This is a genomic window from Pseudomonas sp. MC6 (assembly GCF_054790575.1).
On the sequence record NZ_CP186504.1, the window covers coordinates 2,644,701 to 2,666,782 of the forward strand.

Annotated in this window: 20 protein-coding genes; 11 read left to right on the forward strand and 9 right to left on the reverse strand. The window is 58.9% G+C overall.

All coding sequences use genetic code 11. The annotated features are described in order from the left end of the window. Nucleotides 1-48: 48 nt before the first annotated feature. Both ACOYXE_RS11840 and ACOYXE_RS11845 read right to left on the reverse strand, forming a co-directional pair. Nucleotides 49-951: a formylglycine-generating enzyme family protein gene (locus ACOYXE_RS11840; protein WP_460929352.1), complete on the reverse strand. Its 903-nt coding sequence runs from the start codon at nt 949-951 to the stop codon at nt 49-51. Nucleotides 952-1,156: 205 nt separating this feature from the next. Beyond that, on the reverse strand, nt 1,157-1,969 hold the full coding sequence (locus tag ACOYXE_RS11845; protein ID WP_460929354.1) for a VanW family protein: 813 nt from the start codon (nt 1,967-1,969) through the stop codon (nt 1,157-1,159). Between the two features lie 224 nt (nt 1,970-2,193). Between ACOYXE_RS11845 and ACOYXE_RS11850 the strand changes: the two genes are divergently transcribed. Next, nucleotides 2,194-3,003: a glycosyltransferase family 2 protein gene (locus tag ACOYXE_RS11850; RefSeq protein ID WP_160057260.1), complete on the forward strand. Its 810-nt coding sequence runs from the start codon at nt 2,194-2,196 to the stop codon at nt 3,001-3,003. 349 nt (nt 3,004-3,352) lie between these two features. Here ACOYXE_RS11850 and ACOYXE_RS11855 read toward each other — a convergent pair whose 3' ends face one another. From ACOYXE_RS11855 to ACOYXE_RS11885, 7 genes are all read right to left on the reverse strand, one after another. After that, entirely contained in the window at nt 3,353-3,937 is a 585-nt protein-coding gene (locus tag ACOYXE_RS11855; protein WP_460929356.1) for a hypothetical protein, read from the reverse strand. 85 nt (nt 3,938-4,022) lie between these two features. Next, nucleotides 4,023-4,220 (reverse strand): hypothetical protein, encoded by a 198-nt coding sequence (locus tag ACOYXE_RS11860; protein ID WP_160057258.1) that lies wholly within the window; start codon nt 4,218-4,220, stop codon nt 4,023-4,025. 10 nt (nt 4,221-4,230) lie between these two features. Then, the gene (locus ACOYXE_RS11865) at nt 4,231-4,473 is read right to left on the reverse strand and encodes a hypothetical protein (RefSeq protein ID WP_160057257.1); all 243 of its coding nucleotides are present in this window, start codon (nt 4,471-4,473) and stop codon (nt 4,231-4,233) included. Between the two features lie 167 nt (nt 4,474-4,640). Beyond that, a complete protein-coding gene (locus ACOYXE_RS11870; RefSeq protein WP_460929359.1) occupies nt 4,641-5,708 on the reverse strand; it encodes a lipocalin-like domain-containing protein in 1,068 nt (355 codons plus the stop codon). Beyond that, entirely contained in the window at nt 5,698-8,169 is a 2,472-nt protein-coding gene (locus ACOYXE_RS11875) for an ABC transporter permease (protein ID WP_460929361.1), read from the reverse strand. Before ACOYXE_RS11875 ends, ACOYXE_RS11870 begins: the two co-directional genes overlap by 11 nt. Beyond that, complete coding sequence (locus ACOYXE_RS11880) at nt 8,166-8,819, reverse strand: ABC transporter ATP-binding protein (protein WP_160057254.1); 654 nt, start codon at nt 8,817-8,819, stop codon at nt 8,166-8,168. The genes ACOYXE_RS11875 and ACOYXE_RS11880 overlap by 4 nt, the downstream gene beginning before the upstream one ends. A gap of 174 nt (nt 8,820-8,993) precedes the next feature. Continuing rightward, nucleotides 8,994-10,691 carry a sulfatase-like hydrolase/transferase gene (locus tag ACOYXE_RS11885; RefSeq protein WP_160057253.1) on the reverse strand — a complete coding sequence of 566 codons (1,698 nt, stop codon included), beginning with the start codon at nt 10,689-10,691 and terminating at the stop codon, nt 8,994-8,996. A 387-nt stretch (nt 10,692-11,078) separates the two neighbouring features. Here ACOYXE_RS11885 and ACOYXE_RS11890 point away from each other — a divergent pair, with 387 nt between their 5' ends. The 10 genes from ACOYXE_RS11890 to ACOYXE_RS11935 are packed head-to-tail and all read left to right on the forward strand — an operon-like array spanning nt 11,079 to nt 22,073. Beyond that, the gene (locus ACOYXE_RS11890) at nt 11,079-12,431 is read left to right on the forward strand and encodes a UDP-glucose dehydrogenase family protein (RefSeq protein WP_160057252.1); all 1,353 of its coding nucleotides are present in this window, start codon (nt 11,079-11,081) and stop codon (nt 12,429-12,431) included. Next, nucleotides 12,428-13,465 (forward strand): NAD-dependent epimerase, encoded by a 1,038-nt coding sequence (locus ACOYXE_RS11895; protein WP_460929364.1) that lies wholly within the window; start codon nt 12,428-12,430, stop codon nt 13,463-13,465. The genes ACOYXE_RS11890 and ACOYXE_RS11895 overlap by 4 nt, the downstream gene beginning before the upstream one ends. Nucleotides 13,466-13,483: 18 nt before the next feature. Then, nucleotides 13,484-14,230 carry a sugar transferase gene (locus ACOYXE_RS11900; RefSeq protein ID WP_122854624.1) on the forward strand — a complete coding sequence of 249 codons (747 nt, stop codon included), beginning with the start codon at nt 13,484-13,486 and terminating at the stop codon, nt 14,228-14,230. Then, nucleotides 14,230-14,877 (forward strand): CpsD/CapB family tyrosine-protein kinase, encoded by a 648-nt coding sequence (locus ACOYXE_RS11905; protein WP_137217211.1) that lies wholly within the window; start codon nt 14,230-14,232, stop codon nt 14,875-14,877. Before ACOYXE_RS11900 ends, ACOYXE_RS11905 begins: the two co-directional genes overlap by 1 nt. A gap of 21 nt (nt 14,878-14,898) precedes the next feature. After that, entirely contained in the window at nt 14,899-15,921 is a 1,023-nt protein-coding gene (locus ACOYXE_RS11910; protein WP_038369600.1) for a polysaccharide biosynthesis/export family protein, read from the forward strand. A gap of 16 nt (nt 15,922-15,937) precedes the next feature. Continuing rightward, complete coding sequence (locus ACOYXE_RS11915; RefSeq protein ID WP_122600406.1) at nt 15,938-17,527, forward strand: GumC family protein; 1,590 nt, start codon at nt 15,938-15,940, stop codon at nt 17,525-17,527. Further along, nucleotides 17,524-18,615 carry a glycosyltransferase family 4 protein gene (locus tag ACOYXE_RS11920; protein WP_160057250.1) on the forward strand — a complete coding sequence of 364 codons (1,092 nt, stop codon included), beginning with the start codon at nt 17,524-17,526 and terminating at the stop codon, nt 18,613-18,615. Before ACOYXE_RS11915 ends, ACOYXE_RS11920 begins: the two co-directional genes overlap by 4 nt. Then, entirely contained in the window at nt 18,612-19,979 is a 1,368-nt protein-coding gene (locus ACOYXE_RS11925; protein ID WP_405124165.1) for an O-antigen ligase family protein, read from the forward strand. The genes ACOYXE_RS11920 and ACOYXE_RS11925 overlap by 4 nt, the downstream gene beginning before the upstream one ends. Further along, nucleotides 19,976-20,944 (forward strand): glycosyltransferase, encoded by a 969-nt coding sequence (locus ACOYXE_RS11930; RefSeq protein WP_460929368.1) that lies wholly within the window; start codon nt 19,976-19,978, stop codon nt 20,942-20,944. Before ACOYXE_RS11925 ends, ACOYXE_RS11930 begins: the two co-directional genes overlap by 4 nt. Beyond that, on the forward strand, nt 20,937-22,073 hold the full coding sequence (locus tag ACOYXE_RS11935; protein WP_095047547.1) for a glycosyltransferase: 1,137 nt from the start codon (nt 20,937-20,939) through the stop codon (nt 22,071-22,073). Before ACOYXE_RS11930 ends, ACOYXE_RS11935 begins: the two co-directional genes overlap by 8 nt. The last annotated feature ends 9 nt before the right edge of the window (nt 22,074-22,082 follow it).

A 22,082-nucleotide genomic window follows, 5' to 3' on the forward strand; every position in this document is an offset into this window, starting at 1 on the left:
TGACGGATCAGCTTAAAAAGACGCACTCAAGGGCGCCCTTAATCAAGTCTACAATGGTGCACTTGTTTGAATTGCACACCGAAAACCAGTATCACTAGTATGATATTTCTGCACGGGACTTGTAGCCCAACGACGGATCATTGGTGCAGAGGATAAAGGCGCTTCTAAAACGGTTGAACCGCGTCTAATTCTTTGAGTTCCAGACTCTGGGCCTTGCGGATTTTCAAGCGGAGAGTTTTTGTAATAATTATCATCATACCAGTCACTAACCCAATCAGTTGAATTACCCGAAAGTCCATATATTCCTAATTGGTTAGGTGCAAAGCGACCGACTGGGAAATTATGCTCTTCGTCTTCGATAGGAAAATTCTTTCCATAATCCAAGCTACCAGTATCAGTCGGAAATAATAAATGCTGTCCTCGACTGCGAGCGGCGTACTCCCACTGAGCCTCAGTAGGCAAATCCACCACATAACCGCTAAGATCGCCTAGCCATTGGCAATAGTCGTTAGCTTCCTGCCATCTTTTAGTTGGGGCAGGTAAATCAGACTGATAGCGAAATTTTAGATCCTCGCGCTTTCGATACTCCTCATCATAGAGCGGTTCACCATTGGCCACGAAAAACAGATCAAAATCCCCCAGCGTAGCTTGGTATTTCGAAAGATAATAACTGCTCAATTTAATCGGATGGACGAAATCATCATTGCCTTTGCTACTAATATTACAAAGCTGCTCCGGCTCCTGCCCGCAAGGCCAGGTACAAACATCTTTCTCGTCATACTCACAAATCCAGCCAAAATCCCCCATATCAAATTGCCCGCCCTCAACAAAAACCATATTGTCGATCGACTGCACAACCGTGTTGAGAACCTTGTCACGAAGTTCGCTGGAAAGGTCAGGGTATTTCGTTTTGATTGTCGTCGCGATCGAGGCCACCTTTTCAGGGGACATACTTTGACTGCTGGGTAAAGAACCCGACTCTGCACCGCATCCGGTCAAAAGCATCGTGCTTGCCAGGGCTAACGCATACGGACGTATCACTAAAAATTCCTTATAAAGTGCCCGAAAGGCAACGGCTAACCCGCATAAAAATCCACGAAAAACTGAAGAGCAAAAGTCACATCATCGAAGCTGAAGCCTCACATTCACAATGCATCTACTCAACCAGTTCGCCCGCCACGTCATACTTCACCACGACCCGATTCCGATAAAGCCTCTCCCTTTCCACCAACTGCCCCACCTGCCCCTTTTCCCTGACCTCTCGCCAAATCTCGTTCTCCCGATACACCCGCGCACCCTCCCGCACAAACCGATGCGCCTCCTGGAACACGTGATAGCGATATTCCCTCACCCGATCACACAACAACTCCCCTTCGAGTTGTGTCTCGCCGACGTTCAATTTCAACTGAAAGCTCCGATCCGTCGGGTTATGCAGCACCAGATCAACGTAGTTGTAGAAAATCGCCGCCCCGGACCCGAACGGCAGCACCCTCCCCTCATCCGGAAACGGGTCGAAGCTGTGGTTGGAGCGTTCGACCACCACCAGCGGCGAATGAATGGCCATCCAGTGAATCAGGTTGCTCAGTTGGCAAATGCCTCCGCCTACCCCGCGTCTAGCCTCGCCGAAGGACAGTTCCATGCCTTCAACGTAGCCACGCTTCAACGTCGGGCGGCCGACGAGGCGGCAGAAGGAGAAGTGTTCGCCGGGGCCGATGATGACGCCGTCGATGGCGGCGACGGCGAGTTTGAGGTTGATGACTTTGTTGTGTTGCAGGGCGAGGTCGGAGTCGCCGAGTTTGCGGATGAGTTTCGAGGTGTGTTTGAGGTAGCGATATGGCAGACGCTCAGCTGCAGCAACGGGGCGTGCGTAGCGTTTGCTGGAACAGTGCCAGGCAATCTGGCGGAACAGTCTTTTTTGCCACACGCGCAGCCAGTACAAGGCCGGGTGGTAAAGGGAAAGTGGTTTCATCCGTGACACAACGGCGTGCGCCGTTTCTTCCTTGAACCGTGAGAGGGGCGCGCATTTTATCCGGTAATGATCGGCAGCACCCCATGCATTTCATAAGACCAGCAGCCTATCTTCGGCATACATCTACCGTCACATCCGCAAATTAAGGTTCGACTAAGGTTGCCTCGCTACGATCGCGGCAACGAAACCCTGTTGTCTTTGAATCGCAGATGAGTCCTTCCGACATGAAAGCGTTTGATTTACCAGCCCAGCCAGCGTCGAATTTCAGCCTTGTCTTGGTAAATTACAAAACCCCGGACATCACCCGAATGTGCCTCGAGCTTTTGCGTGAGCATGTCCAGGAACAACGCATTCCTGTGTGGGTGGTGGACAACGATTCGGCGGATGCCAGTCTCGATTACTTGCGTTCGCTCGACTGGATCAACTTGATTGAACGGCCTTCCCCGGGTAAGGAAATCGGCCATATTGCGCACGGCAAGGCGCTGGATCTGGCACTGGAAAAAGTCGACACCGATTACTTGTTCCTGTTGCACACCGACACCTTTGTCTACGACAAAGAAGTGTTCGCCATGATGATGCGTGAATGCACGAAAAACCCGGATATGGCCGCAGTCGGTTGTGTCGAACAACTCAATCGCGGGATTGTGCGTGACACCTGGCGTTTAACTTCGCGTTTCTGCAAGCACTATGTTCGTAAAGCAAAAGTGCGTCTTGGCCTGCGTTCGAAAATGCCAAGACCCTACAAAGAAACTCATCTGAAAAGTTTCTGCACATTGTGGAACGCACGTTTGATGAAGTCCCTGGGCTTGCACTTCTGCATGGATGAGCAGGTGCCCGGTTATGCGCTGCAAGATCGCATGAGCAGCCTGGGCTATGGCATCAAGTTTCTGTCGCCACGCAAGATTTTTAGCTATCTGGATCACATTCAGTCAGGAACTGTCGCGGCTGCCGGCACCTACGGGGAAAATCACCGCAGGACAAAAATGTATCAGGCCACGTTGAAGCGCTTTCAAGGGGCAGCTAGACACAGCTGAAGCGCACACCTCGGACTAATTCACAGCAAACAAAAAGGGCGACTATAAAGTCGCCCTTTTTGTTTGCAGAAATTGTATACATCCACTCCGAAGAGGTGTTCGCCCAGTGTAATGGCCTGGCAATCCATGCACCGGTAAAGAGCCCTGACACTGGGCGAACGGGGTGGATTTTAATAGAAGTTGGCGCTTATGTCCTCATTCTTGAATATGAAATTTATGTACGGAAACGTTAATAGATATTTATCGGCGATTCCTTTCATGAAACTTTCAATGAGGTCAAACCACACTAATAGTATGACTACTCTCATACAAAAACTGTACAAGAGCAGTCATCCTGTAGAGTTAAAGCTCAACTTTCGTGTTGACTGGTCACTTTCAAGATATCGGTGTAAGTGACAATAACGCTCTGCCCTTCTTTCAGATCTTTCAGCTTGGCTTGAATTTCAGGCTGTTTCACGTCGAGGACTTTCGATACGCCCGCCGGGTTTTGCAGGGTCACCTGATTTGTTTTCAAATCAATTTTGGTGATTTTCAGTTGCACCTGAACCTGACGGTACGCTTCGCCACCGGGGTTATCGCTGCCCGGAGCCTTACGCAACTCACCGGTACGTTCGGTGGTGCCAGGCAGACCTTTATCCACATCGGTGTCGAGGTAAGCAGCGACGGAACGCTGTACGTGGATGTTGACCTGATCGCCGGCCTTGAGATTGGCGAGGTTTTTCGCCTTGTCGCTGAGCTGAACGTGAACCGGCTTGCCTTCCGCGCCTTCGAGCACAACCTGATGGTTGGCGGCATCGACGGAGATCACTTTGGTGGTGACCTGATCGGCTTCAACTGTGGCAGACAGCGGAATATCGGCAGCCAGTGCGCCGAAGCTGGTGGCGGACAGTACGGTTGCGAGGGTGATGGCCTTGGCCAGTGCGTCGAGCTTCATAAGCGATACCTTCCCTGTGATTAATGGCAGCACTCGCCGCCGAATCGACTTCGGCGACGAGCGTGACACTGAGCATAGACGCAGTTCAGGGCTTGGCTTTGGTTTGTGACGGCGAGGTTTGTTGCTTAGCGATGTCTTGCGCGGTGGATTCGCCACTGGGCGTGCCTTTGCCATTGTTTTCACGCTGTTTCGGGTCGGTGGGCCGTAGGGCGTCGTTGTCACGTTCGGTCTCGCCCGGTGGCCGGGGTTCGTCGGGGTGTTCGCCTTGGGTGATGGGTTTCATGGGGTTGTCCTCAGGCTTCGGGGTCGTCGAGTTCACGGGTGACGTTGATGGCGGGGGAATCCTTATGCAGGTCGTCGGCTTTGCCGCGCAGGATCTGCCATTGCTCAAGATCGATGGCGCCTTGGCCGAGCATATCGTCGGCGATGCGCTGCAGGTCGAAATAATGCGCGTCGGGGGATTGCTGCCAGTAGGTTTCGTCGTCGAACAGGCGCTGCCAGGTGGTCATGTCTGGGGGTTGCAGGTCGTCGCTCATGGCTAATCCTCGGCAGATTTTTCTGTAGAGGACAACACACCAAGCCAAGTTCAAACCGATCCATTGTAGGAGCTGCCGAAGGCTGCGATCTTTTGATTTTGCTTTTAAAAAACAAGATCAAAAGATCGCAGCCTTCGGCAGCTCCTACAGGGATTCGTGGGTACCTTTCAGTACCCGGTCATTTCCAGATAGCCCTGGCCGGAATGACTGCCGCTGATGTGCACCGGGCCTTCCCAGTAAGGGATGCGCAGGTTCATCCAGGCGTTGGGGTTGAGCGCGTCGAGGCTGATGTCGAGGTGTTTGTCGGGGATTTTGATCGACCATTTCACCGGCATCGCCCGGCCGGCTACTTTAGAGGTTTTTTGCGGGGTGAGCTGAATCTGCGAACTGCGCAGGGTTTGCGTCTGGCCATCGGCGGCTATCCACGTGCCGGTGAGATACGGCGCGCCGTCCTTCTGGCGCATGCGGTACAGCATCACGTGTTCGCCGCTGTCCAGATGCAGGGAAAACCAGTCCCAACCGGTTTGATTGGCGGTCAGCGGCTGGCTGCTCCATTCGCGATCAAGCCACGCCGGGCCGCTGACGGTGTAGCTCTGGCCGTTAATCTGCAACGTTCCGCTGGCCTGAAAAAACGGCTGACTGTAGTAATACGACGCCTGACCTTCTTCGGATTTCTGACTGAAACCCTTGTCGCCCTGCAACACCAACGGACGACTGGACGTGAGGTGCAGTTGATAGGCGAAATCCTTGTCGCGAGCGCTGAGTTGCAGGTCGCTCAACGGATCCTGCGCTTGACTGGCGAATCGCCAATCATCAATCCACGCCTCGAACGGCGCCAGCAGCACACCGGCCTGCCCTACTCCACCTCGGGCGTAACGTTCGGCAGCGTGATGCACCGTGCTGGAAGTAACCGCCGCGTGCCCCAGCCAGATCGTCTGGTTGCCCCACCCCGCCTGCTCCGCCACGGGTTTCAGCGCACTGCGAAACAACGTCCACTGCAAGCCGAATTCATTGCCCTGCTGATCCTTGAGATTGGCGGTGACGTACCACCACTCAATGCGAAACCCCTCATGCGCAGCGTGATCCGCCGGAAAACTGAACACTCGCCCCGGCACCACCGGCGTAAATGCCAACGCCTGATCGCCCATCCCGGCGAAGCCTTCCTGTTCAGGCGCCGATTGATCGCAACCACCGAGCAGCAACAAAACCATCAGCACAACGAAGTTAATCCTCATGGGCAAACGTCCTCAGCAGGTCCGCCGGTTGCGTGCGGTACAGCGAGTACAGTGGCCATGCCGAAGCCAGTAACGTCGCCAGCAACGCCAGCCCCATCAATTGCAGCAATTGCAGCGGAAACACCCGCAATGGCAGCCGCCAGCCAAACGCCTGGACATTGATCACCGCATCCAGGCACCACGCCAGCGCGATGCCCAGTGGCAACGCCAACACCAGCGTCAGCACCGCCAGCAACCACGTCTGTCCCAGATTGAGCAGCATCAATTGCCGCCGCGTTACGCCCAGCGCCCAAAGCGGTGCGAGTTGGCCGAGGCGACTTTGACTTTGCGTCAGCAGGCTGATGAACAGCGCCACGCCCGCCACCGCCAAGGTCAGACTGTTCAACGCCGCCGTCGCCGCAAAGGTCCGCTCGAAAACCTGCACCGACCAGCCCTTGAGCCGCGCCTGATCGACGATGCGGCTGTCATCGAGTTGAAAGCGCGCCTGCAAGCCATTCAACAACGGCGGAATGTTCCGCGGCTCAATGCGCAGATTGAACCGGTTCGGCGTCAACTGCGGCCAGCCGCGCAGCAGGTGGTTGATGTTGACCAGCAAGTGCCCCTTGGGATTGCCGTAGTCGGCGTAGATGCCGACGATGCGCGGCGACCACGCACCATTCGGCGCAGGAATCGTCAGTCGATCACCCGCGCGCACCTTCAGTCGACGCGCCAGCTGTTCGCTGAGCATCACCGCATCGTCGGTGGCCAGATGCGCCCATGGGTCGCTGCCACTGACATCGAGCAACGGCCAATGCTGGCGATAATGCGCGTGATCGATAATGCCGAACACCTCCGCCGGCCAGCCCTGCAATGTCACCGCGACCTGCCAGTTGGGCAGCACTGCCGCGACGTTCGGCTGCTGCTTGAGCCAGCTGTACATTTCCCGCGACTGCGCCGGATTGCTCGGATTGATATACAGCTCGGCACTAAGGCGTTGTTCGAGCCAGTCATCGAAGGTCTGGCGAAAACCGGCGGTCATGCTCCCCGCGCCGATGTTGGCGGCAAGCGCCAGGAGCAACGCCATCAGCGCCAGACTCAGTGCTGGCAATTGCTGACGGCAATCGGCGAGAAACCACTGCCCCAGCACCGAGCGACTGCGCCCGAGCAACTGATTCAACAACGCGCTGAGCAACACCGGCAGCGCCAATGCAGCGCCGATCAGCAACCCGGCCATGAGGACAAAACCGCTAGCCAGACTGTCGCCCCAGATCAATGCCGCCAACGCAATCAAACCCAACCCTGCCGCCAACCAGCCCTGCCGACGCAACCAACGCGCATATTGCTGATGCCAGGCTTGCGGATCCGCCACGGCCAACAACGGCAAACGGGCGGCGCGCAGCAGACTGTTGGCCCCGGCGAGCAAGGCGCCGAGCAGGCTCAAACCGATGCCGCTGAACCACCACCAAGAACTCAGACGCAACTGCCCCGCCACTTCTGCGCCGTACAAACCGCGCAGGCTGGCGGCGACGTCCGGCAGCAACACACTCGCCAGCCAATAGCCGCTGATCACGCCGAACAATCCGCCGATCAGTGCAAGAACCCCCAACTCAACGATCAAGCAACAGATCAACATCCGCGCGCTGACCCCGCAGGCGCGCAGCGTACGCAGCAGACCGCGCCGTTGCTCAAGAGCCAGGCCAATCGCGGCGTGGACGATGAACAAGCCGACCACGAACGAGAGAAATCCCAACGCATCGAGATTGAGGTGAAAACTCTCGGTCAGTCGCGCCAGATTGTTTTCCTCACCGCTGCTTTTTAGCTGCAACTGACCTTTGAACACGGCAGGCAACTCGGCGTGAAAATCCTTGGGCAGCAACAGCCGCGACAATTGCCCGGGCTGTTCCAACAGGGTTTGTGCGACGCCGATGTCCACCAGCAACACGCCCGGCGCCATTTCCTTCTGCGCGAGCAGCGGTGGCAGTTTCAAGCCATTGAGCGTTTGCGGCGTGTCACCTTCGCGCAGATTCAGCGCCTGCAAGGTATCCGGTGAAATCCACGTACTGCCCGGCGGCGTGAAAAACTCGACAACGCGCTCAATCGGCAGCGCCTGCCCGGCCACCGCCGAATCGGCCGGCAGCGACACCGGTTCGATGCCCATCAATTGCAGCCGCTGATTGTCGAAGCCCTTGAGCAACACCCGACCTTGCAACACTGGCGACACCGGCCAGCCCTGTCGGCGCAGATCAACGAACCATTGCTGCGCGAACGTCGCGCCATTCGGCGTACCGAGACTGGCCTGCGGTTCGCCGCCGATCAACTGGCTGGCCCGCGCGTAACTGTCGCGCGCCTGACTGTTCAGCGCTTCGACGCCGGTGAGCAGACTGGTCGCCAGCCACAACCCGGTCAGCACACTGAAAAACTGCACCGGATGGCGCCGCCAATGGCTGAGCAGAGCACGCAGGGTCTGACGGAAAACGATCACGTCAGCCGCCCACTAGACAACACCACTCGCTGCGCCAGACGCGCCGCGACCCGTTGGCTGTGGGTGACCATTAACAACGTGGTCGGCGTGTCGTCGAGCAATTCCAGCAACAGCCGCAGGACTTCATCACTGGTCGCTTCATCGAGGCTACCGGTGGGTTCATCGGCCAGCAGCAATTTTGGCTGCGACGCCAATGCCCGGCCCAACGCGACCCGCTGCTGCTGACCACCGGAAAGTTGCTCGGGATAACGCTTGAGCAAATCGCCCAGCCCTAAGCGTTGCACCAGATGCGCCTGCCAGCGCGGCTCATGGCGCCCGGCAAGACGCGCCTGAAACGCCAGATTGTCTTCGACGCGCAAACTGCCGATCAGGTTGAACTGCTGGAACACCAGACCGATTTCCGTTCGCCGCCAATTCGCCAGTTGCGCCTCGTTCATCGCTTCCAATCGATGCTCGCCACTGCGGATGCTGCCGCTGTCGACTTTGTCGAGACCGGCCACGAGGTGCAGCAACGTGCTTTTGCCACTGCCGGATTCGCCCATCAACGCCAGGCTGCTGCCGGATGCCAGCGTCAGGTCGACACCTTGCAGCACCGGCAATGGACCTTGCGGGGTGAGATAGCTTTTGAAGACGTTTTCAACACGAAGCATGCCGCCACCTGATCAGTCAGTGTGGGGCAAGGATAGCGGATGGCGATGACAGACCTGAATCTTGCGTTGAAGCAAATGGCCCCTTCGCGAGCAGGCTCGCTCCCACAGGTTGATCGCATTACAGAGGTGGGAGCGAGCCTGCTCGCGAAAGCGTCAGCCCAGCCAACTCAAAACTTACTGCCCCGCCGCCACACTCGCCGGCGCCTGCGACGGCGTGACAATGCTGCCCAGATCAATGTGCTTCCACTCAGGCTTGGCCCCCAACCGCGCGTTGAAGCGGTAGTTGAAGGTGAACTCATCCGCCGTCGCGACACTCAGTGGCTTGCCATAAACAGCCTCGATCCCCGCCAGGTCGTAGCCCATCAACTGCAGCAGGGTCGGAAAAATGTTGTAGTGGCTGGAACGATCCTTGTTCGCCGCCAATTGCGCCGACCAGTCCAGCGTTTTCAGATCGCGGCCCTGAATCACCACCAACGGCACCAATCCTTCCTCCTCCACCGGGTCGCCACCGCAGTGAGTGTTCAAGCCCGGATTACCGCGTTCATGCAGATCCTGGCCATGATCAGAGGTATAGATCAGCAACGCATTGTTCAGACTGGCCTCGGCGAACACCCGCGCAAAAAACTCGCCGACATTCCACAACACGGTGTTCTTGTAGGCATTGCGGTACAGCACCCAGTCATCCGGCTGGCCATTGAAACCGTTGCGCTCGCCGGTATCGGCCACCTCGGTGAACTGCCCGCGCGGCAAGGTCGGGCGGTAAGCCATGAACGCATCCGGATATTTGTCATGCACCGGGAAGTGCGCGCCGACCTTGTTGATCACCACCAGCTCCGGCTTGTCATCGTTGAGCAATTCGATGAGCTTCGCCGCTGCCGCCATGTCGCGATCGCGCACGCTGGTCTGGTCGAATTGCACGAACTGGTCGATGTCCTTCTTTTCGGTATCGGTCATCAGATTCTGCAGATTGCCGGCGGTGCGCTGGGCGTCGATGTACACGGTGCGCAGCCCAGCCTTCTTGGCGTACTGCCAGATCGACGGCAGCGTGGTGTTGATGCGCATGTAATCGGCGCGGGTGCCGCCGTAACGCAGGGTCACGTTGGTGTCGGCGCTGCAATTGGCAATGGACGCGGCGTAGCCGTAATTGAAGATGTCGACGCCGGGGTGCGCCTGCTTGAGATTGCTGTGCACACCGAACGGCGCGTTGATATCCAGATAATTGCCGGAGATGCTTTCGTCGATGATCAGCACGATGTCATGGCCGACCGCTTGCGAGGTGCGCGCCAGGGTCACCGGTTCACGCGGGCCGACGGTGTTGTGCAGCGCTTCATAGGCAAACAGGTTCAGATAGGCCAGCGGCGTGTACATGATCGGCAAGCCACGAGCGCCCTCTCCCGCACGCAAGAACAGCACGGCACTGAGCAGCAACACGCCGCACAACGGCGCCGCCACACGCAGCGCGTTGGGAATCGCCAGACCATGGCGGGGCTTCAGACCGATGCCGAGTAGCAACAGCAAACCGCTGAGCATGCCACGCAGGAGCGCGTCCCGGTACTGGTACGCCGCCTCCTGGATGAAACCGCCGGAGTAAACCAATGAGACGAAACCGCTGTAGGTCAGGTAATCCGCCGTGACCCGGGTATAGACATCGAAAAACACTGCCGAGACAAACATTGCCAATGCGAACACGTGGCGAATGAGAGCCTGCCTTATATACGCCATTAGATATAACGCAAAAGTAAGCGCCAAAAACATCGCGCCAAAAAGAAGTACAGCAAAACCGAGGCCGATAGCATTTAACCGATCAATGTAATATTCGGAATAAATCAACAAATAAACAATTAAGAACAATTCTTTGGCATATCTGAACATGGCGATACCGATCGGGCAAAACGGCAGGGAGTCAAAGGTTTGTCAGTCAGAACCTGACACTAGCACCCAGCCATCAAAGCGCAAGAATTGACTGTTTTCTGTAGAAAGCGTCAAAAAAACGGTGACTCAAATCTGACACAACCGAGACGCTACAAGCCTTTAAATTAGCGGCCTACGACCGTTTATCGCATATTTTAAATCTGAACAAATCTGCACAAAAGCAACAAATTCAATCGCAGCAATGACTTGATGGCCAATCGCCAAAAAATGCTCAAGTGTTATACAGATGCAACATGTCATTTTGCTGACACGCTTTTCAAACGCTGCGCTATACCCCTTTAACTATCTCATTCCGTAGTTAACTTTTGGTGTTATTGAGGTGCGCAGATGGACGTGAGCGTATTTGGCACTGGCTATGTCGGACTTATACAAGCCGCCGCACTTGCAGATGTCGGTCATCGCGTTTTATGCGTGGACATTGACCCAAACAAAATTAAACAACTGCAACAAGCAGTGCCGCCCATTAGCGAGCCAGGTTTATCGAGCACGCTTGAGGAAAACATCAAGGCCGGCCGTCTGTTGTTCAGTACTCAGGCCAGCGACGCGGTCGAGCATGCCGAGTTGATTTTCATCGCCGTCGGCACCCCGGCCGATGAGGATGGCTCTGCCGACCTCAGTCACGTGCTCAACGTTGCCCGGCAAATCGCCTCGTACATGGAGGCCGATCGCACATTGATCATCAAATCGACGGTGCCGGTCGGCACGGCGGATCAGGTGCTGGCCGCCGCCAACAGCGAACTGCAACGCCGCGACAAGAGCAGCCTGACAGTGCGCGTGGTGTCCAACCCGGAATTCCTCAAGGAAGGTAGCGCCCTCGCCGACTGCATGCGCCCGGATCGGATCATCGTCGGCACCCGTGACGATGTAGCCCGCGAGCAGATGAGCGAGTTGTACGCACCGTTCTGCCGCAACCGCGAAAAACTGATGTTCATGGACAACCGCAGCGCCGAGCTGACCAAGTACGCGGCCAACGCCATGCTTGCCACGCGCATCAGCTTCATGAATGAGCTGGCCAATCTCACCGAATTGCTTGGCGCCGACATCGAAGCGGTGCGCAAAGGCATCGGCTCTGATCCGCGCATCGGCTACCACTTCATCTATCCGGGCTGCGGCTTCGGTGGCTCGTGCTTTCCCAAAGACCTGCGCGCCCTGCTGCACACCGCCGAACACAACGGCATGCCGCTGAAATTGCTGCGCAGCGTCACCGACGTCAACGACCTGCAGCGGCACATCCTCTTCAGCAAACTCAAAGCACAGTTCCCGCAGGGCCTGGCGGGTAAATCGATCGCGATCTGGGGCCTGGCATTCAAGCCAAACACCGATGACATGCGCGAAGCCCCGAGCCGTTATCTGATGGATGCGCTGTGGGCCGAAGGTGCCAGCGTGCAAGCCTACGACCCGGAGGCCATGTCCGAATGCCGGCGCATTTACGGTTACCGTAACGATTTGCACCTGTGCGCGACCCGCGACGACACCCTGGAAGACGCCGACGCACTGGTGATCTGCACCGAGTGGAAAAACTTCCGTGTGGTCGATTTCGAGTTGCTCGCCGAAAAGCTGCGCTCGAAGGTAATCATCGACGGCCGCAATCTGTACAACCCGGAACAAGTGGCGGCCGCCGGCCTGCATTACAGCGGCATCGGCTTGCGCCACATTGCCCCTGAAGGACTACGGCCATGAAGGTCTTGGTCACCGGTGCGGCCGGTTTCATTGGTGCCCATTGCGTACTGCGGCTGCTGCGCGACGGGCATTCAGTGGTCGGTCTGGACAATTTCAACGGCTACTACGACCCGCAGCTCAAGCACGACCGCGTGCAGTGGGTGCGTGAGCAGGCCGGCGATTTCCAGCTCGCGACGGTTGACCTGGCCGATGCCTCGGCCATCGAAGCACTGTTTGTCCGTGAACGTCCGCAAGTGGTGATTCACCTCGCGGCGCAGGCCGGGGTGCGTTACTCGCTGGAAAATCCACGTGCGTATCTGGACAGCAATCTCAACGGTTTTCTGAACATTCTGGAAAGCTGCCGGCATCACCCGGTCGAGCACCTGATCTACGCGTCGTCGAGTTCAGTCTACGGCGCCAACCAGCACACACCTTACTCGGTGCAGGACGGCGTCAATCACCCGTTGTCGCTGTACGCCGCGACCAAGAAAGCCAATGAACTGATGGCGCACAGTTACAGCCACCTGTTCGGCATTCCCTGCACCGGCCTGCGTTTTTTTACCGTGTACGGGCCGTGGGGCCGGCCAGACATGTCGCCGATCCAGTTCGCCCGGGCGATCAGCGAAGGCACGCCGCTGAAGCTGTTCAACTACGGCGAGCACCAGCGCGACTTCACCTACATCGACGACATCATCGAAAGCATCGCCCGCCTCATCAAGCAGCCACCGCAGGTCAATCCGCAGTGGGATCGCGAGCAGCCCGACCCGGCCAGCAGCATGGCGCCGTGGCGCCTGTTCAATATCGGCGGGCAGCACCCGGTCGAGCTGAAAACCTATCTGGCGCTGCTGGAAAAGCACCTCGGTCAGACCGCCATTGTCGAGTTGCTGCCGCTGCAACCGGGCGACGTGCTCAACACTTGCGCCGAGGCCAGCGATCTGGCCCAGGCCACCGGATTTCAGCCCCGGATAGAGCTGGATGAGGGACTCGGACGCTTTATCGCCTGGTTCCGCGACTACTACCCCACTGCCTATCGCCCACGCGCCGTTCGCGGCTGAATTACTGTGGAGGACTCCATGACTGGACATGAGAAAGGTGTACCGATCCTAGAAATGCGCCGCGACAAGCGCGTGGATCCCGAGCACCGAATGCGGCTCGACGCGGCGATTCATCGCCAGGGTCGCGGCTGGTTCACGGGCCGCGACGGCGGTCGCCCATGGCAACTGTCACGCACCAATCGCGTGGTCGCTTGCCTCGGTGCGCTGATGATTCTGCTGCTGATTTCGCCGTTGTTGATTGGTCTGGCGCTGACCATCAAATTCACCAGCGAAGGCCCGGTGATGTTCGTGCAGAAACGCACCGGTTATCGCGGGCGCAAATTCGGCATGTACAAATTCCGCACCATGGTCGCCAACGCCGAAGAGTTGAAAGAGTCACTGCGTCACCTCAACAAGCACGGTGCCGACGCCATCGATTTCAAGATCGACCACGACCCGCGCATCACCCGCATCGGCGGTTTCCTGCGGCGCACCAGCCTTGATGAACTGCCCAACCTGATCAATGTAGTGACCGGCGACATGCGCCTGGTCGGCCCGCGTCCGACCTCGTTCAACGCCTATCGCTACAAGGACAATCACCTCGCGCGTCTGGCGATCTACCCCGGCATGACCGGCCTGTGGCAGATCTCCGGACGCAGCAATATCGACTTCGACCAGCGCGTTGAGTTGGACCTCAGCTACATCGCCGAGCAGAGCCTTCTGCTTGATCTGAAGATTCTGTTGAAAACCCCCTTCAAAGTATTCAGCGGCCACGGAGCAAGCTAATGGACGGTTCAACCAACAAAAGCCTGAGCATCGCCACCCCCAGCGAATCGAACCTGACCTCGACCGTGCTGGATCTCGATCTGCGGATCCTGTTCCTGACCGCCGCCAACCCCGGCTCAGGCACCACCACCAGTGCGCTGGCGCTGGCCAGCCAACTGGCGCAAATGAGCAGCGGCCAAGTGCTGCTGGTCGATGCCAGTCAGTCGGCAAACAATCTCACCCAGCAGTTGAACCTGAGCAAGGAGCGCGGCCTGCGCGACTTGCTGTTCAACCCCGACAAACCGCCGCTGTTGCAGGACTGCGTGGTGCAGGTCTCGAGCCTGCCGTTCCACGTGCTGCCCAATGGCCGGCCGATCCGCACCCTGGAGCACCTGACCGCCGAGCGTCTGAGCCCGTTGCTTGATCAATTGGGCAGCCAGTATCGCTTTGTGGTGATCGATGGCGACGCGGTGTACTCCGACGCCGACACGCTGGTCATCAGCACGCAAGTCGATGGCGTGGTGCTTGTCGTACGCGCCGAAGACACCCGCTGGGAAGTCGCGCAAGCCGCCGTGCAACGCCTGACTCAGGCCGGGGCAAAAGTGGTCGGTAGCGTGTTCAACCGGCGCAAGTACTACATGCCCAAATGGCTTTACAAAAACCTGTAAGCGAACGCAAAGGATGACGCCATGAACGCCAAAATGCTTGTCCTGCTGTTGCTGCCGCTTGCAGGCTGCTCCAGCAATTCCGACACCCGCAACATGCCGGTGAATATCCTCACCGCCACACCGGCCAATGCGCAAGCCACCGACATGCCGAGGGTCGAGCAGACCCTGCGCCCGAAAGACGTGCTGGATGTGATTTTCCACATCAGTACCAGCGGCTCGGACGCTTATCGCGTGCAGTCGGGTGACCAGATCGGCCTGAACTTCACCGCCGCCAGTCAGCTCAACGGCACGCAACTGGTGCTGCCTGACGGCACCATCGAACTGCCGGGCGCCAACACCTCGGTGAAAATTGCCGGGCTGACCAGCGACGAGGCGCGGCAGGAAATCCAGCGCGCCTATCAACGCAAGCAGTTGTTCCAGCCCAACCGCAATCAACTCTCGGTGCAGATTCTCAGCCCGCTGAGCAACGAGCAAAACCTCAAAAGCGCGCTTAACCACCCGGCCACCGGCATGAGCCGCGAAATCACCGTCGGCACCGATGGCTATGCGAGTTTTCCGGAAATAGGCGCCGTGCCGCTGCAAGGCATGACGGTCAATCAACTGGAAACCTTCCTCAACAGCAAATACGCGCAACTGCCGGGACGGATGACGGTGGATGTGCTGCTGAAATCCACCGCCGGCAACGAGATCTACGTGCTCGGCGAAGTCGCTCAGCCGGGCTCGTACCCGATCCGCCGGCCGGTGTCGGTGCTTGAGGCGCTGACCCTGGCACGCGGTACCAATGTCAAGGCGCGTCTCGATTCGGTGGTGATCATGCGGCGCAACGGCAATCAGGTGCAGGCCATGAACTACGACGTCGAGAAAGCGCTGTCGGGCGATGCGCCACAGATCGCCTACCTGCAACCGGACGACATGCTCTACGTACCGAAAACCAAACTGGCCAGCGCCGGCGAACTCGCCCGCCAACTGGCCGATGTGGTGCTGTTCCAGGGCGTGGGGTTCAGCTTCGGCTACCGCGTCGACAACAAAGGCAGTGACAACTGACTCTCAGGTGAACGACATGAACCCAAAAGAAAATTACCTGCACGAGTTCTTCAGGATTTTCTTCGCCAACAAGCAACTGGTGAAGCGCATCTTCCTGATCTTTGCAGTGATCGCGCTGTTGCTGCCGCTGTTGCTCAAACAGAGCTTCGATATCACCGCGCAGGTGATCGTGCAGTCGAAAAAACTGTCTCAGGGCGATGCGACCACCTCGCTGACCCAGGACAACGCCACCTTCATTCCGCCATCGCTGGCGGACATGGAAACCGAAAGCAACATCCTCCGTTCGCCGGCACTGATTCGTCAGACCATCAGCGAACTGCGCGACCAGGGTCAGTACAACCCGCCGCCGGGGATGCTCAGCAAACTGGCCGAACCGTTCAAGCGTTATGTCAGCACGCCGCTGCGCGAATACGTGATCAATCCGCTGCGTGATGCACTGGGCATGGAAACCGATCCGGTGCGCGACACGGCACTGGACGGCTTGACCCAGGAGGCCATCGACAATCTGAAGATCGAAACCCTGCCGGGTTCCAATGTCATCTCGATCGTCTACAGCTTCCCCGATCCCGCCCAGGGCACGACGTTCGTTGCCACGCTGTTGCGCAACTATCTGGTCGATCGTCAGGCGTTGCAGTCGATCGAGCTGCCGCACTCGTTCTACGAGACCAAGAAGCTTCAGTATCAGGTCCGCCTCGACGGTCTGGAAGGCGAGCGGCTGAGCCTGCTGGAAAGCGTCGGTTCGTCCGATCCGAAAGAGGAAATCACCTTTCGCCTCAACGCGATCAACACCGAAGAGCAGGCACTCAACCTGTATCGCGATCGCTTGCTGCAAAGCCAGCGCTGGCTCGATTACCTGAAAACCAGCCTGGCCACCGCCAACACCAACAAACTCAATGACTACACCTTTCCGTTCACCTTCACGACGACGGTGGACAACATCGCGTTCGAGGATCGCGAGATCCGGCAGATGGGCGAGGCGCTGACCACTCAGGTCAGCCGCTATATGAACGACCTCGCGATATTTCAGCCCAGCAGCGAACCGATGTTGCTGGCCCGCGAGCAGATTGCCCGGACACGCCAGCAGTTCCTCAAAGTGGTCAACAACCGCATCCAGGAACGCACGATCGACCTGTCGGTGGTCAGCCAGGTCATCGAGCAGAAAACCGCGCGCATTGCCGAGTTCAAGAATCGCATCCATCAATTGCAGCAGACCCAAAGCAAGCTGCGCCAGATGGACACCGAGATCGGCGCATTGCATGCAGCGTTCTCAACCTATGCGCAACGCTTTGCCGAAAGCAGCACGACGCGAGCGCTGGATAACGACTTGTCCAACGCCCGTGTCTTGAGCCCGCCGTATGAACCGACCGAGGCGGCGTTTCCGAAACCGATGCTGATCATTCCGTTTGGTCTGCTCACCGGTCTGCTGCTGGCCATTGCCTTCGTCTATGTACGTGAGTTCTTCGATCACCGCTTCAAGCATCCTGCGCAAATCAGCCATGAACTGGGCCTGCCGGTGCTGTTGGTGCTCAACGAAGAAACATCGCAGCCGGGCAATCCGCACAAGAACTGGACCGTGCCGAGCCTGGTTCACTGGGTGCGCAATTGAACGCGGCGTCTACCCCGTGCGTCGCCCTGCCGATCATTCATTTGCTCAGCAGCGGCGGCTTCTACGGAGCCGAGCGGATGTTGCTGGATCATTGCCTGGCGACGCCGGGGCAGCACCAGGTGCTGTTCCTCGATGCGCCACCAGAGCTGATCGAGCGCTTTCGCGAGGCCGGGGTGGACGCTCGCGCCTGTGCCGGGCTCGGCGGACTGCTGTGGCACTTGCATCAGCGCCGTAGTGACAAGCCGTTGCTCAACACGCACAACTTCAAAGGGCTACTGTTCGGCTGGTTCGGCGCCACTGTGTTGCGCCTGCCGCTGGTGATCACTCAGCACGGTTTCACCCCGCGCAGTCGCAAGCAGAAGTTCTACACCTGGCTAAGCCTGCAACTGTGCCGCACGGCCTCGGTGAAGCGGGTGGTCTGCGTCGCGCAAAGCATCGCTGTGCTGCACCGTCAGGCCGGCGTCCGTGCCGAGAAGTTGCAGGTGATTCCCAACGGTTTGCCAGCGGCGCCTGCGCTGCCGCCGGCACTGGAACGACAACGCTGGCTGGTCGGTTACGTCGGTCGGTTGAGCAGCGAGAAAGGCCCGGATCTGTTTCTCGATGCGCTGATTGCGTTGTGTCACCAGCATCCGCAACTGGACGCCGTGATGCTCGGTGACGGTCCGGAACGTGAGGCCTTGCAGGCGCGTATCGACGCTGCCGGTTTACCACAGCGGATTCGCTTGCCGGGCTATCAGACGGCGATGCAAGGCTGGTGGCAGCAACTCGATGCGCTGGTGATCAGCTCGCGCACCGAGGGTACGCCGATGATTCTGCTCGAAGCGATGCAGGCCGGTGTGCCGGTGGTGGCGTTCGCGATCGGTGGCATTCCCGATGTCTTGCAGGACCGCCACAACGGCCTGCTCGCCGCACCGACCGATACCGCCGCCCTCGCCCGTCAGCTCGACACGTTGCTGGCCGAACCGAAGCTGGCCGCACAACTACGCGACAACGCCAGACGCACACAACAGGAACGCTACGACCTCAAGGCTTTGGCTGAACGCTGGTCGCAGCTGTACATCCACACGGCACCGGAGGCACGCGCATGATTTTCCCGCTCTCGATCGTCAGCCTGCTGGCACTGGTCTGCATGGCTTTGCTGGTCAGTCCTTATCCGTATCTGGCGCCGGGGGCGGTGTTGGGGCTGCTGGGTTTCACGGTGCTGTACCGCAAACCGTCGTGGGGCCTGCTGGGCATTGCCGCGCTGGTGCCGTTTGAAGGGTTCTTCAAGGACAGCGCGTTATCCGGGAGCAAATTGATCGGTGCTTCGCTGGCGCTGATCCTGGCGTTGCAACTGGCATTGCATCAGATTCCATCGCAGCGCCTGCGCAGCAATCTGTGGCGCTACCTGATCGGCTTCATGGCGCTGTACCTGCTGAGCCTGCTCGCCACCGACAACATGGGCATGTCACAGAGTCATCTGCGTGAACTGAGCGTGGGCCTGATTCTGTTCGTGATCACCTTGTTGGTCGGCCGCGAGCTGAACCTCGATCTGTTCGCCCGGCTGGTCACGCTCAGCGTCAGCGCCACCTGCGCGATGGCGATGTTTTCCAGCCGATTCCAGGACAAGGGCCGCGCCGCCGGCCTGCTCGAAGACCCGAATGCCTTTGCTCTGCTGATTGCCTTCGCCGTGCCGCTGGGCCTGCTGTTGGTGATTCGCGGCCCGAATCTGCTCCACCGTCTGTTCTGGGCGGGCTGCTGTCTTTTGCTGCTCGGCGGCATGACCAAAACGGAGTCGCGCTCGGGCTTGGTGGTACTGGCCTTGAGTCTGGCGATCGGGGTCTGGCATTACCGCCAGCACCTCAACCGCATCCGCCCCCGGCATTTCGGATTCGCCATGCTCGGCGCGGCCATCGTGCTGCCATTGGCGATGTATGCGATGCCTGCCGGTTACCTGGCGCGCATCCAGTCGCTGAGTATCTTGAGCGCCGGGGCCAAGGCTCAGGATGAATCCCTCGGCCGTCGCGCCTCGTACATTGTCGTCGGCAGCCAGATCATCCGCGAACATCCGCTGCTCGGCTCCGGCCCCGGGACCTTCCCGTTGCACTATGCGACCACCGGTTATGCCAAGGCATTCTCGGCCAACCGCAAGATCGGCGACCTGTATCGCCGGGCGCATAACACTTATCTGGAGATTTTCAGCGAATTGGGGATTCCCGCCGGCCTGCTGTTTGTCGGCATGCTCGTGCAGGGTTTCTACAACCTGATCCGCGCACGACGCGAATGGCTGCAACGGCGCGAGTGGCAGCACGCCGACCTGATGACCCATCTGGGCATGAGTTTTCTGTCGTTGACGTTGTTCCTGATGTTTCTCAGCGCGCCGAACCTCAAATACCTGTGGATCATGCTTGCACTGACCTGGGTGCTGCGCCTGAAAGCCGAGCAAGCGCCGCTGACGGAGGCCAGAGCATGAGCCGGATCAGCATCGTCATTCCGATGTACAACGAGGCACGGCACATCGGCCGCACCCTTCTGGCCGCTCGCAAAGCCGCGAACGCCGCCGACATCGACTGTGAACTGATCGTCGTCGACAACGGTTCCACTGATGACGGGCCACAGATCGCTCGCGCCTTCGGCGCACAGGTGCTGGTGCTCCCCGGCCTGCTGATCGGCGCCTTGCGCAATCGTGGCGCAACGGTTGCCAGCGGTGAATGGCTGGCGTTCATTGATGCCGATATCGAAATGCCCGAAGACTGGCTGAGCGAATTGTTCGCTCTCGAAGCGCAGAATCAGGGCGACATTTTTGGCTTGGATCTGCACACCCCCGCCGCCGCGCCGTGGTACGCGACCGCCTGGCAACGGCGCATGTTGCGTCCATCAGCGCACGCCAGTCGCACCGTGGACTGGCTGCCCAGCGCCAACCTGTTGATGCGCAAACGGTGGTTTGACGTCGTCGGCGGATTCAACGAAACCCTGCGCACCGGCGAAGACAAGGAATACACCTTGCGTCTGAGCACGCAGGGCGCTCGGCTGCTGTCGACCAGTCACAGCATCGCCCTGCATTGGGGCTACGAAATGAACTGGCGCGAGTGGATGGGCAAGGAGCTGTGGCGCCAGGGCAGCCACCTGCAGTTGCTGCGCACCCATGGCATGAGCCTGCGCCTGCTGCGTTTTCCGCTGCTGTCCTTGCTGGTCTGGATGACGGATTTTTTACTGATCGTTGCCTTGCTCGCCGGCCTCGCGCAGCTCGCGATGATCCTGCTGGTGCTGACCCTGCTGCCGAGTCTGGCGCTCAGCGTGCGACAGAGTATCAAGCACCACAATGCTCGCCTCACCGTGCAACTGTGGGGTCTGCACTGGTTACGCCTGCACCTGCCCAGCGCGGCACTTGTTCTCAGTCTGTGTCATTGGAACGCCAGGAGGCCCGCCCGTGGCTGAATTCATTTTTTGCCTGTGCCTTGTGCTGCCGGCGTACGCCTACATTGGCTATCCGCTGCTGCTGACCTTGCTGGCGCCACTGTTCCCGGCCTGGCGGCACGCGCCGGCACCGCCGCTGAACGTCAGCATCGTCATCGCCGCGCACAACGAGGCGCGACACATCGAGCACAAGTTGCGCACCCTGCTGGCCCAGGATTATCAGCCTGCCACGCTGCAGATCATTCTCGCCAGCGACGGTTCGAGCGATGACACTGTGGCCTGCGCGCACAAAGTGATCGATCCGCGCATCACCGTCCTCGACCTGCCGCGCCAGGGCAAGGCCGCCACACTGAATGCCGGCGTCGCCGTGAGCAGCGGCGACATTCTGGTGTTCACCGACGCCGACAACCAATGGTCGCGCGACACCCTCGGCCATTTGCTCGCGCCGTTGAGCGATCCGCAGGTCGGTGCCTGCGCCGGGCACATGGTGATCCCGGTCACCGGTGGCGGCCTGAGTATTGGCGACAGCCTCTATCGGCATTACGAAGGCTGGTTGCGCCGGGTCGAGAATCGCACCGGCTGCATGGTCTCCGCCGACGGCGCCCTGCTCGCCTTGCGCCGCGAGCTGTTCCAGAACGTACCGGCCGAGGTCAACGACGACTTCTTCATCAGTACCTGCGCGCCGGTCGCGCACAAACGCATTGTTTACGTCCCCCAGGCGCAAGTGATCGACCAGGGCGTCGACGAAGCGGGCAAGCAATGGCGCCGCCGCCAGCGGGTCACGGTCGGTGGCCTGCAAAGCCTGGCGCAACGCAGCGCCCTGCTGAACCCGTTCAAGTACGGCCTTTATTCCATCGCCTTGATCAGCCACAAACTGATCCGCCGCCTCGCGCCGATTCTCTTGCTGCCGCTGCTGCTGAGCAATTTCTGGCTGTGGAACGAGCACGGTTTCTATCGCCTGAGCCTGGTGGCGCAATTGCTCGGCTACGCGGTGGCCATCGCCGGCCTGCTGGATTCGCAACACCGTTTACCCAAACCGTTCCGCCTCGCAGCATTCCTGCTGGTGACGCTGGCCGGCATGAGCGTCGGTCTGTGGCAGTTCCTGCGCGGGCAACGCTACGCACAGTGGAATCCTGACCAGAATCGTTGAGAGGACTCA

Excerpts from the sequence above, each read along its gene's own strand:
- ACOYXE_RS11880 (WP_160057254.1), bottom strand. The coding sequence starts at position 8,819 with ATGCTTCGTGTTGAAAACGTCTTCAAAAGCTATCTCACCCCGCAAGGT.
- ACOYXE_RS11855 (WP_460929356.1), bottom strand. The coding sequence starts at position 3,937 with ATGAAGCTCGACGCACTGGCCAAGGCCATCACCCTCGCAACCGTACTG.
- ACOYXE_RS11860 (WP_160057258.1), bottom strand. The coding sequence starts at position 4,220 with ATGAAACCCATCACCCAAGGCGAACACCCCGACGAACCCCGGCCACCG.
- ACOYXE_RS11905 (WP_137217211.1), top strand. The coding sequence starts at position 14,230 with ATGGACGGTTCAACCAACAAAAGCCTGAGCATCGCCACCCCCAGCGAA.
- ACOYXE_RS11930 (WP_460929368.1), top strand. The coding sequence starts at position 19,976 with ATGAGCCGGATCAGCATCGTCATTCCGATGTACAACGAGGCACGGCAC.
- ACOYXE_RS11885 (WP_160057253.1), bottom strand. The coding sequence starts at position 10,691 with ATGTTCAGATATGCCAAAGAATTGTTCTTAATTGTTTATTTGTTGATT.
- ACOYXE_RS11865 (WP_160057257.1), bottom strand. The coding sequence starts at position 4,473 with ATGAGCGACGACCTGCAACCCCCAGACATGACCACCTGGCAGCGCCTG.
- ACOYXE_RS11895 (WP_460929364.1), top strand. The coding sequence starts at position 12,428 with ATGAAGGTCTTGGTCACCGGTGCGGCCGGTTTCATTGGTGCCCATTGC.
- ACOYXE_RS11900 (WP_122854624.1), top strand. The coding sequence starts at position 13,484 with ATGACTGGACATGAGAAAGGTGTACCGATCCTAGAAATGCGCCGCGAC.
- ACOYXE_RS11840 (WP_460929352.1), bottom strand. The coding sequence starts at position 951 with ATGTCCCCTGAAAAGGTGGCCTCGATCGCGACGACAATCAAAACGAAA.
- ACOYXE_RS11915 (WP_122600406.1), top strand. The coding sequence starts at position 15,938 with ATGAACCCAAAAGAAAATTACCTGCACGAGTTCTTCAGGATTTTCTTC.
- ACOYXE_RS11870 (WP_460929359.1), bottom strand. The coding sequence starts at position 5,708 with ATGAGGATTAACTTCGTTGTGCTGATGGTTTTGTTGCTGCTCGGTGGT.
- ACOYXE_RS11850 (WP_160057260.1), top strand. The coding sequence starts at position 2,194 with ATGAAAGCGTTTGATTTACCAGCCCAGCCAGCGTCGAATTTCAGCCTT.
- ACOYXE_RS11845 (WP_460929354.1), bottom strand. The coding sequence starts at position 1,969 with ATGAAACCACTTTCCCTTTACCACCCGGCCTTGTACTGGCTGCGCGTG.
- ACOYXE_RS11910 (WP_038369600.1), top strand. The coding sequence starts at position 14,899 with ATGAACGCCAAAATGCTTGTCCTGCTGTTGCTGCCGCTTGCAGGCTGC.
- ACOYXE_RS11890 (WP_160057252.1), top strand. The coding sequence starts at position 11,079 with ATGGACGTGAGCGTATTTGGCACTGGCTATGTCGGACTTATACAAGCC.
- ACOYXE_RS11925 (WP_405124165.1), top strand. The coding sequence starts at position 18,612 with ATGATTTTCCCGCTCTCGATCGTCAGCCTGCTGGCACTGGTCTGCATG.